This is a genomic window from Bacteroidales bacterium, assembly GCA_016707785.1.
Classification (GTDB): Bacteria; Bacteroidota; Bacteroidia; order Bacteroidales; family UBA4417; genus UBA4417.
The window spans coordinates 11,817-24,626 of the sequence record JADJGZ010000057.1; the positions used below are offsets into that span (position 1 = coordinate 11,817).

Annotated in this window: 9 protein-coding genes; 2 read left to right on the top strand and 7 right to left on the bottom strand. The window is 42.2% G+C overall.

All coding sequences use genetic code 11. The features are described 5' to 3' along the window. Positions 1 to 17 precede the first annotated feature (17 nt). From IPH84_18910 to IPH84_18940, 7 genes are all read right to left on the bottom strand, one after another. Entirely contained in the window at positions 18 to 1,508 is a 1,491-nt protein-coding gene (locus IPH84_18910) for a carbohydrate kinase (protein ID MBK7175234.1), read from the bottom strand. A 28-nt stretch (positions 1,509 to 1,536) separates the two neighbouring features. After that, positions 1,537 to 2,289 (bottom strand): NUDIX hydrolase, encoded by a 753-nt coding sequence (locus IPH84_18915; protein ID MBK7175235.1) that lies wholly within the window; start codon positions 2,287 to 2,289, stop codon positions 1,537 to 1,539. 486 nt (positions 2,290 to 2,775) lie between these two features. Continuing rightward, positions 2,776 to 3,540 (bottom strand): DUF4190 domain-containing protein, encoded by a 765-nt coding sequence (locus IPH84_18920; protein ID MBK7175236.1) that lies wholly within the window; start codon positions 3,538 to 3,540, stop codon positions 2,776 to 2,778. A 329-nt stretch (positions 3,541 to 3,869) separates the two neighbouring features. After that, entirely contained in the window at positions 3,870 to 5,408 is a 1,539-nt protein-coding gene (locus IPH84_18925; protein MBK7175237.1) for an acyl-CoA carboxylase subunit beta, read from the bottom strand. 241 nt (positions 5,409 to 5,649) lie between these two features. Next, on the bottom strand, positions 5,650 to 6,159 hold the full coding sequence (locus tag IPH84_18930) for an acetyl-CoA carboxylase biotin carboxyl carrier protein subunit (protein ID MBK7175238.1): 510 nt from the start codon (positions 6,157 to 6,159) through the stop codon (positions 5,650 to 5,652). A 39-nt stretch (positions 6,160 to 6,198) separates the two neighbouring features. Continuing rightward, complete coding sequence (gene accC, locus IPH84_18935; GenBank protein ID MBK7175239.1) at positions 6,199 to 7,725, bottom strand: acetyl-CoA carboxylase biotin carboxylase subunit; 1,527 nt, start codon at positions 7,723 to 7,725, stop codon at positions 6,199 to 6,201. A gap of 161 nt (positions 7,726 to 7,886) precedes the next feature. Then, entirely contained in the window at positions 7,887 to 9,074 is a 1,188-nt protein-coding gene (locus tag IPH84_18940; GenBank protein ID MBK7175240.1) for an MFS transporter, read from the bottom strand. Between the two features lie 256 nt (positions 9,075 to 9,330). Between IPH84_18940 and IPH84_18945 the strand changes: the two genes are divergently transcribed. Next, on the top strand, positions 9,331 to 9,882 hold the full coding sequence (locus IPH84_18945; protein MBK7175241.1) for a YceI family protein: 552 nt from the start codon (positions 9,331 to 9,333) through the stop codon (positions 9,880 to 9,882). Then, positions 9,879 to 12,809, top strand: coding sequence for a histidine kinase (locus IPH84_18950; protein MBK7175242.1), 2,931 nt, complete (start codon positions 9,879 to 9,881; stop codon positions 12,807 to 12,809). The genes IPH84_18945 and IPH84_18950 overlap by 4 nt, the downstream gene beginning before the upstream one ends. Position 12,810: the final 1 nt, after the last annotated feature.

Consider the following 12,810-nt stretch of genomic DNA (forward strand, 5'->3'; position numbering starts at 1 on the left):
GATGTTGTTTTATATTGTTAAGATTGTTCAAGTTGTTTATTTAATAAGCCTGACCAATGGCTGTAAACTTCTTTAATTCTTTCAGCATTTTGGGTGCAGGGTTCAATAGTTTCCAGTTTTTCCAGTTTTTTAAAAGCCTCGCTGAATGAGCTGTAGAATCCGGCCCCGATCGCAGCACCCCTGGCTGCACCTAAAGCGCCATCGGTATCATACAATTCAATGACAACCCCGGAAAGATCAGCCAGGGTTTGACGAAAGACCGGGCTCAGGAACATATTGGCTTTCCCCGCACGTATCACCTTTGAATGAATCCCGACTTCTTCCATAATATTCATCCCGTAATAAAAGGAAAAAGCGACACCTTCCTGGGCAGCCCGCAACAGGTGATTCGTGGAATGGATGTTGAAATTAAGTCCGGTAACAGAGCATCCTTGTTCTTTATTCTGAAGCATCCTCTCTGCACCATTTCCAAAAGGAAGAATTAAAATTCCATCAGATCCGGGGGGAATAGAATCAGCCAGGCTATTTATCTCATGGTAGCTCATTCCCGGGGCAGCAATTTTCTTCATCCAGGAATTCATGATCCCGGTTCCATTTATGCAGAGCAACACTCCCAGTCGCGGAGCTTCAGCAGTATGATTCACATGAGCAAACGTATTTACCCTGGACAAAGGATCATACCTTACCACATCGGTTACACCATAAACCACCCCGGAAGTACCCGCTGTTGCTGCAATTTCTCCGGGTTCCAGCACATTGAGGGAGAAAGCATTATTGGGTTGGTCACCGGCACGATAGGTAACAGGAGTCCCCATAATAAGCCCGGTAGATTTTGCAGCCTCTGCACTCAGATTCCCCTGAAATCCAAAAACGGGTACCTGTTCAGACAGAATCTGCCGGTCGAAACCAAAAGTATCCAGCATGAATTGTGCCGGGCGGTTTTCGATGAAATCCCAAAGCATTCCTTCTGATAATCCCGTGAGGGTAGTAGTAGCTTCACCGGTAAGTTTTAAAGCAATGAAGTCGCCGGGAAGCATTATTTTAAAGGTTTTTTGATAGAGTGCTTCCTCATTGGCCTTGATCCATGCCAGTTTGGATGCTGTAAAGTTCCCGGGGGAATTTAACAGGTGTGAAAGGCACGCCTCATGTCCGGCTTCTTGAAAAGCCCGGTCTCCATATGGAACAGCCCGGCTATCGCACCAGATGATTGAGTTCCTGACAGGTTTCATATTGCTGTCAACACAGACCAGCCCATGCATCTGGTAAGAGATTCCAATGGCTTTGATCTCATCTGCAGCAGTTTGGGACTTCTCCATAACCAGAGGTATTGCCTTCAGCACATAATCCCACCACATCAGGGGATCCTGTTCTGCCCATCCGGACCTGATTGCGAGAATCGGCATCTCGATGGAAGGCAACTGAATACTGGACGAGCAGCTTCCTGATTCTACATCTAAAATTGATACTTTGATGGATGAACTGCCGATGTCTATTCCAAGAGTTTTCATTATGATGAGCTTTTTCTTTTATAAATACTCAGAAGAACCGGATGAAATTCATGGGCAGCTTACTTTTTTTGATCTCACGTTCATAGGCTGTATGGTCAAATTTATAGAGGCGGGCAGGCTTATGGGCAACATTTTTCTCTTTCTCCTCAAGGAGCTTCAGGAATGGAAATTTCAATACTTTCTTCCTGAAATTCCTGTTATCGATTTCAAACCCAAGTATCGCCTCATAAAGATTCTGGAGTTGCCTGATAGAAAATCTCTTTTGAAGTAACTCAAAAGCAATCGGCTCATTCAGCAATTGACGGGTAAGAACTTCCATGGCTTTCAGGAGTATGTATTTATGGTCGAAAGCCAGGCTGCGGATATCCTGAACCCTGTGCCATCCCACTTCACCTTCGGCCGTTGGCTGCAAGATACTTTTACCAATCTTCACCAGGGCATAATAAGTAATGGTAACAATCCTTGATACTTTGACATTATAAGTGGATTCGATCCATTTGAGGTCTTCATCCTTCCGAATACGGCCCGGATCGGAAAAAACACCAAATTGTCTCAAATATACATCTGATAAACCTGTCAATTCATAGAGTGTTCGGTTAGCAGCTGCATCAAGTTCTTCATTATCAAGGATAAGACTACCCGGTAGTTTTCTATCGGTCACCGGAGTCACTCCATCTGGCTGTTTTCGTTTGAAATCGATCAGCAATACCATAAGGTCGTTACCATCAAAACCGAAAACCACACAATCAACTGAAATGGAAGGATTAATCGGTGCAGGCATAAAGGAAGGATTAAAGAGTGAAATTACTGCATTAGAAAAGAGAATGCAAACATAACGTATAAATTACGCTAAGATATGTTTCAAAGAATAAAATTCACCGGATAAATACGTATATCCCATTGTTTTATAGCTGTTTAAATATAATAATCTCAATAATAGGCATCTTTACTACAGGCAGGCTTAGTGCCATTAGTACGCTATCAATATACAGAATGATATGGATAAAAAAAGAAAGTGGCAGCCTTCCTACTGCCACTCTTGTCCACCTATTATCTCTCTTATAAAGTTGCCGGCTAGAACAATCAAAAGTGCCGGGACTCTCCAAACCAAATCGTATCCAAGACTATAGAGAGAAAATCACTTCGGATGAATACCGGGCAAAGATAAAACAATGAATTCAGGGAGTTCAGGATTCGGTTTTACAGGCTACGTTCTGTCCATACGAATTCTGATAATTGAAGCTTTGTCATGGTAAATCTGTTCCCGCTAAATGAATATTATTGGGGTCCAGTTTGCAAGGATTACAATAATCAAAATGATTAGCAGAATAAGTAAGATAAGTTCGATAATCCCGATGATTAAACCAGCCATTGCCATTTTTCTTTTCGATGACCTGAGACCCAGTGCTCCAAATACAATAGCGGCAATCGGGAACAATATAATGCCGAATGTGACTCCCATTGCAGCAAAAATCAAACAAAGTAAAGCACTCACGAGTGATGCAATTGCCCAATACTCAGGATGTTTCTCGGGAGGGATCGTTTTTGCCTGCGTTTTTGCTTCATTATTGCCGATGTTAGAGGCTTTTGGTTCTTTAAGGCTATCGGGAACAGATACTGTAGTATCAGGAAGTGCACTATATGGAAACAGACAAGGCTGGTTATCAATGGATGCTGTAAGGGTGACCGGGGGATTTATGCCAGTTGTTCCTGCAGTAATTTCTTTGCTGGTGTTTACCTGTTCGCCATCCGGGAATACAATGTTACCGGCTTTCCCAGGCTCAAGCTTTCCTGCTTCCAAAAGGGAAGATTCCTGTTCAATTGAACCATGTGGCATGGAAATGTTGGTAACAGGATGATTGTTCTTCGAAACAGATGAGTTTTCCCAGGGGAGGGATAACTTATTCTTATGGAGATTGGTGATTCTGGGGTTCTCTGTGTAAGACCGCTCTGATACACAGGAAAGGAATACATTTGAAAGCAAGGATAACAAAGTAAAAACCAACAATAATAAACTTCTGGATGCTTTCATAGCTAACCATTTACAGTTGATCATATTTAACGGCGATACAATACAGAATAAAACCCCGGATAGTTGAACAATCCATTAAAAGATTGTTTCCCTTGAGATGTGCTTATTAAAGATACGAATATATTTCGATAAACCGAACGACTGATTAGTAAAAATGCACAGAAAAACTGAGACTTCAGGAACCCTCAACATGGCTAAATTTAAAGCCCAACATTGGAATCAATTCAAAGGATATTGTACGCTGAATTGGGATTTTAGGGGCAATTGCCGGAATCAGTGGACCTTCCCCGGGGATGATACTAAATCACAGCAGTAGGATTATTTTAAATCTACAGGGGTATATTCCCGTGTTTCTTCGGAGGATTGGTTTTCCTTTTATTCTGGGTCATTTCAAGTGCCTGTATGAGTTTGAAACGAGTTTGCTTTGGATAGATGATTTCATCAATATAGCCTTGTTCGGCTGCTTTATAAGGATTAGCGAATGTTTCGCGGTAATCATCTACAGTGTTTTTGCGCTCTTCTTCCGTCATTTTCTCACGGAAAATGATATTAACAGCCCCATCAGCTCCCATAACAGCGATCTCGGCAGATGGATAGGCAAAGTTTATATCGGCACCAATATGTTTGCTGCTCATCACATCATAAGCTCCACCATATGCTTTTCGGGTAATCAGTGTAATCTTGGGGACAGTAGCTTCGGCGAATGCGTACAATAGTTTTGCTCCGTGCTTGATAATACCGCCAAATTCCTGGGTTGTGCCCGGAAGGAATCCAGGGACATCCACAAAAGTGATGAGCGGAATATTGAATGCATCGCAAAAACGAACAAATCGTGCAGCTTTGATAGAAGAATTAATATCCAGAACTCCCGCAAGCATTGCCGGCTGATTGGCAACAATTCCCACACTGCGTCCGGCTAGCCTGGCAAACCCGACGATAATATTCTGGGCATAATAAGGCTGTATCTCAAAGAAATTATGGTTATCGACCACAATTTTGATGAGTTCCTTCATATCATAGGGTTTATTAGGATCATCAGGTACAATGGTTTGTAGCTTCTCATCTTCCCTGTTCAGATCATCCGTGCATGGCACTACCGGTGCATCTTCCATATTATTGGAAGGAAGGTAGCCAATGAGCTCCCTCATCATCATCATTGCATGCTCATCGTTATCGGCAGTAAGGTGGGCGACCCCGCTCTTACTGTTATGGGTCATTGCACCACCAAGCTCTTCTTTTGTAACCTCTTCATGGGTAACCGTTTTGATTACTTCAGGGCCTGTTACGAACATGTAACTGGAATCCTTTACCATGATGATGAAATCAGTGATAGCTGGTGAATATACTGCTCCACCGGCACAAGGGCCAAGGATAGCTGAAATCTGAGGAACCACTCCGGAACTCATTACATTCCGGTAAAAAATATCAGCATAACCAGCCAGGCTTTCCACACCTTCCTGTATACGAGCTCCACCGGAATCATTCAGTCCGATTACCGGGGCACCCATTTTAACGGCCATATCCATGATCTTAACGATCTTGTCGGCATTGGCCCGGCTCATCGTACCGCCAAATACTGTAAAATCCTGGGCAAACACATAAATCAGACGGCCATCTATCTTTCCATAACCTGTAACAACCCCATCTCCCGGGATCAGGTTTTTCTCCATTCCGAAATCACGGGAACGATGAACTACGAATTTGTCTAATTCAACAAAAGTTCCGGGATCTAACAGGTCATTCAACCTCTCACGGGCGGTTTTTCGTCCGGCTGCATGCTGACGGTCAATACGATCTTGTCCGCCACCTAGTTCAGCCTGGCGACTTTTTTCTTCAAGTTTTTGAAATTTGTCCTTCAATGTTGACATGAGGTATCTTGTGTATTTATTAATCGAGGTTATAGTTTCAGGAGAATATTAAATGATGAGTTATTGCTGAAGTCATTAGAGGAGAGAGAATTTAAAAGCCAAAAAAGCATCCACAAATTACACAAATCCGTCAGCTGACGGACAAATAATCACAAATATGATTGAGGTGTTGGGGTCACATTCATAATTTCCGGATTGCTTACCATACGTTTCCAATCTCTGTTAGCTGACATGCGATTCATTATTCAATCACTACCATCACCTGGTTACCATCAATGGTATCGCCTTCCTTTACAGGAATTTCAACAACGGTTCCATCTTTCCCTGCTTTGAATTCACTTTCCATTTTCATGGCTGAAACAACGATCACGGTTTGGCCTTTTTCAACTGAATCCCCAATATTAACAGGTATCCTGACCACCTTTCCAGGCATTGGGGAACGTATAATATTCCCGCCATGATGATCACCGGCATCTTCCCGGCTTCTCATGTAGCGTGTTTCTGCATCAATCACTTCTATATCATAGGAAAAGTAGAAAGTGTTGACAGCATAATGCTTGGGTTCTGCTGATTCTATCACTTCTATATTGTAGGATTTCCCTTTATAAAGTGCAGAATATTCCCCTTTGCCCAATTTCACCAGGTCAACTTCGTAAATCTTATCATCTACGGAAATTGTCAAAATGTTACCCTCTCGTTTGAGTTCTTTGACAATCGCATTCCTGTCGTTTACTGTTAATTCTAATTCCATGGGTACTTTGATGATGTTTCTTGAATGAATATCAGGTTCTTAGAGGCGATAGGCTGATTGACGGCGGCCGAATTGTTTCCAATCGGATCCATGACGGGCAGTAGCATTGTCGATAGTTATTCTAACTTTCTCCAATTTATCAGTATAATCAACAAACGTAGCGATTAATGCCAGGTCTTCGCAGTACATATCACATTCAGTCTGGGCCATCAGGAACTTCTGGTTCTTTTCGATGAAATGAGTGTTGTATTTCCCCTTTCTGAAATCATCAGCTTCCATAATCCGCTCCAGGAACCGAATGGAGGTTTTTACACCTGTGATCTTATATTCATATAGTGCCCGACGCATTCGCTGTATAGCTTCTTCTCTTGTTTGTGCCCATACAATCAGCTTACTGATCATCGGATCATAATAGATGGGGATTGTATATCCGGTATAAACATATCCATCACACCTGACACCCAGTCCGAGAGGCTCTGTAATATGCGTAATGGTACCAGGGTTCGGCATGAAGTTATTATCTGTATCTTCTGCATAAATCCTGCATTCGATAGCATGTCCTGATTGTTTCAGGTCTTCCTGCCTGAATGGCAGCGGATGACCTTCAGCAACCCTGATTTGTTCCTTAACCAGGTCGACACCAACAACGCGCTCAGTAATGGGGTGTTCTACCTGTAGGCGGGTATTCATTTCAAGGAAATAGAAATTCAGGTTATCATCCATGATAAACTCAATGGTTCCCGCACCTTCATAATTCACTGCTTTGGCAGCTGCAACAGCGTATTCCCCCATCCTGGAACGAACCTCAGGGTTCATGATTGGGGAAGGCGTTTCTTCTACCACTTTTTGATGGCGGCGCTGAACCGAGCATTCCCTTTCAAAAAGATGGACAGTGTTCCCCTGTTGATCAGCAAGAACCTGGAATTCAATATGATGAGGTGATTCAATATATTTTTCAATGTAAACAGAATCATCCCCGAAGGCTGTTTTGGCTTCAGACCGGGCAGAACGTAAAGAACTGATGATCTGTGATTCTTCCTTAACCAGGCGCATCCCTTTTCCTCCTCCACCTGCTGAAGCTTTGATCATTACAGGAAGGCCTATTTGCTGAATGATGGTCATGGCCTCATTTTCATCGGTTACCTTATCGGTAGTACCAGGAACAACCGGAACCCCTGCCGCAATCATTGATCTGCGGGCAGTAATTTTGTCACCCATCCCTTCAATAGCTTCAGGGGACGGTCCTATAAATTTGATTCCTTCCTGCTGGCACCTTCTTGAAAAAGAGGCATTTTCTGATAAAAATCCGTAACCGGGATGAATGGCATCAGCCTTGCACATCTTCGCAACTTCAATTATCTTATCCATGTTCAGATAACTCTCTGAAGAGGGTGAAGGACCTATATGATAAGCCTCCCCGGCATAACGAACATGCATGGCTGAACGGTCAGCATCTGAAAAGACTGCCACGGTATGAATTCCCATTTCACGGCATGAACGGATGATCCTGACAGCTATTTCACCACGATTAGCAATAAGAACTTTCTTGATTTTCCTTTGATCCATAGAATAATTATCTCAAATATTGCTTGTTGAATGAGCTTGTTAAAGGAAAGCTATTTTTTTTGCGGCTGCGAATATACATATTTTTCAGATATACATTCATAGATATGTAGATGAACATACTATGTTAAGGAGTGTAAAACGCAGGGAAATCTTATGAAGGTTTAGGTAATTCTGTATTTCGAATAATGCCTGATGGTAAAACCAATGAACAATGCCAGCGCCAGGATATTGAGCCCGGAACAAATGAGGAAGGCAATTCCAAGGCCTGTTTTGCCGGCAAGGTATCCTGTGATCATCATCCCTGCACCAATGCCAAGGTCAAGGACTGTAAAAAGGGTAGAATTAGCAGCGCCTCTCCTATTTGGGGTAACCATGTTATTGATCATAGCCTGGAAGGTCGGGAATAAGACTCCACCTCCAATACCCATGGCAAAAGCAGCTCCATAAAATCCGGGAGTATGATGATTGAGGGCTAATATTATGAACCCTGCAATGATCAGAATAAAAGCAATAATGGTAATCTGCACAGGCCCTTTCCGGTCAAAAATTTTGCCTGATGTTAATCGTGTAACTGCAATTCCTACAGCATATACCAGGAAAAAATAACCTGCATCACCCACTCCTGTCTCCTTCACATATATTGAAATGAAGGTTACTACCCCACCATAGGTGATCATATTGATGAATAAAATGATGGCCACTGGCAACGCAGATTTTTCCATGAGGTTCTTCAGTGCAAAACCTGATGTATGCTTGGGTATTTCCGGGTGCCTGATGCTTAAAGCAAACAGAAATCCGACGAGGCCCAGAATGACCGAAGCGAGAAACATCCGGTCGTAATTTCCATCCGACATAAGCTGCAATCCAAGAAATGGCCCGATAGCCATAGGAATAGTGCTTGCCAGTCCGAAATAGCCTAATCCTTCACCCCTTCTGTTAGCCGGGACAAGATCAACAGCAATGGTACTTCCTGTTGTGGTAGTAATTCCCCATAACAATCCGTGAAGAAACCTCAGCATTAATAAGCCTGCCAGTGTTATGGCCACCATGTATCCGGCAAATACCAAAGCAAAGAAGAATAAACCGGCAAGGTAAATCCATTTCCGGCCATGAATGTCAATGAGGTAGCCTGTTGCAGGGCGGATAATGAGGGCAGCGAACGTATAAATAGCCAGGATGATCCCAATTTGTCCGGGACCGGCTTTAAGCATTTTGGCCAGGTATAGCGGAAGAGTAGGTAGAAGGAGATAAAAAGCAGTAAAAACCAGGAGGCTTGCCATAAATATAGAAATGAAACTTCTGGTCCAGATAGGTTGTTGCGGATGGTTCATTTCTATGTTTGGGTTCACAAGGGCAAAATTAGTGTTATTCGGGAATTTTTGTATTTTCGTAATAGCTGAAATTCATAACAATCATTCTGTTTAACTGTTTTTCTGAAGATACAAACCTTAAAAACTTAGCAAATCACAGGAATCGCAAGGAAACTTTGAGATGCATCTGTCATCAGCTTAACCCGGCAAACAGACAATAGTATGCAATGTAAGGAAATTTCCAATTTATCTACCCAAACTTATGACTAAACCAAAGCATAGTAGTCTTTTTCCTATGAGCAAGCATTCCTTCCTGTTTATTATTGCCCTGAGTATATCATTGGCAGCTATGTCGCAGAAAGGACTTTTTGAAGCACGGAAAAGCCTTGTCAACTTTGTTTCAGATGCGCCTTTAGAATTGATAAAAGCATCTTCAAAGGAACTCAAAGGATTCCTGGATCCGGAGAAAAGAACATTTGCTTTTATTATTCCCAGTAAATCATTCGAAGGATTCAACAGTCCATTACAACAGGTTCATTTTTCAGAAAACTATATTGAAGCATCCAAATACCCTGATGCATCCTTTAAAGGGAAAATCATTGAACAGGTAGATCTTAATAATGATGGGGAATACCAGGTACGTGCCAAAGGAGCATTAAAAATTCATGGTGTTGAACAGGAGAGAATCATTCGTGTTAAAATAAAGATCGTAAAAGGGATTATGGTAGTAAGTTCTGAGTTTTCCATTTTACTTCAGGAACACAATATTACCATACCAAAAGTTGTCTATCAGAAAATTGCCGAGGAAATATTCATCAAGGTCAGTATGGAGATGGTGAGAAAATGAATTTAGCTATTAAAAATGATAAAATTTACCGGATTGCCATTCTAACCGGTATTCTTTTGTTCCAGGCATTTCAAGGGCTTTTTGCCCAATCCCCCTATTTCCGTAATGTCAGAATGCCTGAATCGTTAAAGGAAACTATTATCAATTGCTTGTACCAGGATCCTGAGGGCCCGCTTCTTATAGGCACCAACCATGGATTATACCGTTATGATGGCCGCAATTTCACCCTGGCCGCAAATGCTGCTGAAGGCCTCAAACTCCAGGTGAGTGCCATCTATCGTGACCCCAGTCAGACATTATGGGTAGGAACCAGGAGCGGGAATATTTATAGAGCCATGGGTGATAGCCTGGTTAAGTTCGATCCCCAGGAGGGTTTACCCCAAAAAGCGATTACCGGATTTGTAACAGATAAAGGGGGCAACCTCTGGTTCTCAACATACGGGGAAGGCCTTTATTACTATAATGGCCGATATCTTTATAACCTGAATGCTGAGGACGGACTTACAGATGACTACTGTTATGGACTTATTGCCGATGATTATGGCCGCATCTGGTCAGGGACCGACAATGGAATCTCTGTTTGTTTTGTGAAAGAAAAATTGAAAAAAATTGAAAAAATAACTACAGATCAAGGTTTGCCGGATAATATTGCATTGAAACTGGCATTGGGGAAGAATGGTTTGGTATGGGTAGGCATGCAGGATGGTGGGATTTGTTCCGTCAATAGCAATTCCATGAAGGTTTATTACCCTGATATTGCTAAAAACTGGAAATATGGTCCGGTGGAAGATATCCTTATCTTTAATCAGACCTTATGGTTAAGCAGTAATAATCATGGGATACTGGAGATTGACCTGGCAATCAATGGAGCCCCCGTTTCTTTTACGCGGGGTGAGAAATTCAGTTTTAATAAAGTTAACCATCTATTGGCTGATAACCAAGGGAATAGCTGGATCACCACCAATAGTGAGCTGATATTCTCAGCAGGGCCGGGATTTAAAAGAATCAGCAATCCTGATATTCCAGCCCATTCAAATGTACAATCCATCCTTGCTGATCGAACGGGTAATGTATGGTTTAGTTGCGAAAACAGGCTTTGCAGGTTTTCACCCGGGGAAACTGGCAGTAATCGCCTCAAAGATTATCATGTACCGGTAAATCGTAAAATACATATTATCAGTCTCTATGAGGATTCGGCAGGATTCATCTGGGCCGGCACTTTTGGAGGGGGGCTCTTCAGAATTAATCCTTCTTCTGGCCGGGTGAGAATGATCAATGAAAAAGATGGCCTCACCAATGGTAATATCCTTTCCATCGCCGGGAAAGGAAATGAGATATGGCTGGCAACACTTGGTGGAGCATATCGATGCAGTATCCTTGGCCATCCGGATGTCGAAGATGTCAAACTCAAATTCGAAAATTTCGATCAAAAGTATGGCCCGGGAAACAATTATATATACAAGGTTTTTATCGATTCGAAAGGGAGAGTTTGGTTTGGAACTGATGGGAAAGGAATCGCTGTTTATGAAAAGGGTGTTTTTAAAGGCTTTGATGAAAAGGATGGGATACGAAGCAAAGTAGTTTATTCTATTTCGGAAGATGCTTCAGGGAACATTTGGTTTACTACTTCAAATGCGGGTGTTTACCGCTTCGATGGGAAAAAATTCAAGAACTATACAACTGCAGAGGGCCTAAGTGATATGCAAATCAGCTGCCTTCTTGCCGATCGGGAACATCATGTTTTCTTTGCCCATGATCGCGGAGTGGATATACTGGATATCAGGAATGGCTCTTTTATTTATTATGGAGAAGAACTGGGACTGGAAGCTATCAATCCAAACCTGAATGTTGTTACAATTTCCAGTTCAAAACTGGTATGGCTGGGAACTCAGGAAGGAATTTTGCGGATTGAAATGCCGGATGATAAAAGGCCTCAACGGCCGGAGGTTGTTCTTAACAAAGTTTCTGTTTTCCTTGGCGCGGAAAATTTCATGGGTATCCACAAATTCACAGCAACACAGAATCACCTCTCTTTCTTCTTTAATGCCATCTGGTTTAGTTCACCGGAGCTGGTTACTTACCAGGTGAAACTTGAGGGCTATGACCTTGATTGGATCAATACAAGAGAGAACCTGGTTACTTACTCCAGTCTGCAACCCGGGACATACGTATTCAAGGTTCGTGCTTCCTTAAAAGGAAATTATGCAAATTCAGAAATCCTGAGTTATAAGTTCACCATTGAGAAACCACTCTGGCGAAAAACATGGTTTATATTGCTGGTAATATTGGTTGGGACAGCCCTGGCTATTGCAATGGTCCGCATCCGGGAACTTAGGTTCAAACAAAAAGAAGCTTCAGAGCGGGAAAAATTACTTTTTCAATTGCAGACACTCCGAAGCCAGGTAAACCCGCATTTTCTTTTTAACAGTTTTAGCACACTTATTTCTGTAATCGATGAGAACAAAGACCTGGCCATTGATTATGTGCAGAAACTTTCCCAGTTTTTCAGGAATATCCTGGAGTACCGCGACCGCGACCTCATCACACTCAGAGAAGAGCTCAAACTCATCGAAACATACATATACCTGCAAAGGCAACGTTATGGGGATCATTTCAGGATTGAGCTGCAAATCGACACTGAATATCAGTCTACATTAATACCCCCAATGACGCTGCAGATGTTGGTTGAAAATGCCATTAAACATAATGTGGTTTCACCCGAGAAACCGCTAACAGTAAGGATTTATGCTGATCAAAATTCCCTGTTTATCAGGAATAACCTTCAACGTAAAAAGATTGTTGAATCCTCTACCGGTGTTGGACTGATGATCATCAAAAACCGTTATAACCTGTTGGGTTTAGATGAAATTAATATTTCGGAAACCAAGGATGAGTATATACTTCAACTTCCTCTAATAAAACCATGAT

Excerpts from the sequence above, each read along its gene's own strand:
- IPH84_18910 (MBK7175234.1), bottom strand. The coding sequence starts at position 1,508 with ATGAAAACTCTTGGAATAGACATCGGCAGTTCATCCATCAAAGTATCA.
- IPH84_18915 (MBK7175235.1), bottom strand. The coding sequence starts at position 2,289 with ATGCCTGCACCGATTAATCCTTCCATTTCAGTTGATTGTGTGGTTTTC.
- IPH84_18920 (MBK7175236.1), bottom strand. The coding sequence starts at position 3,540 with ATGAAAGCATCCAGAAGTTTATTATTGTTGGTTTTTACTTTGTTATCC.
- IPH84_18925 (MBK7175237.1), bottom strand. The coding sequence starts at position 5,408 with ATGTCAACATTGAAGGACAAATTTCAAAAACTTGAAGAAAAAAGTCGC.
- IPH84_18930 (MBK7175238.1), bottom strand. The coding sequence starts at position 6,159 with ATGGAATTAGAATTAACAGTAAACGACAGGAATGCGATTGTCAAAGAA.
- accC (MBK7175239.1), bottom strand. The coding sequence starts at position 7,725 with ATGGATCAAAGGAAAATCAAGAAAGTTCTTATTGCTAATCGTGGTGAA.
- IPH84_18945 (MBK7175241.1), top strand. The coding sequence starts at position 9,331 with ATGAGCAAGCATTCCTTCCTGTTTATTATTGCCCTGAGTATATCATTG.
- IPH84_18950 (MBK7175242.1), top strand. The coding sequence starts at position 9,879 with ATGAATTTAGCTATTAAAAATGATAAAATTTACCGGATTGCCATTCTA.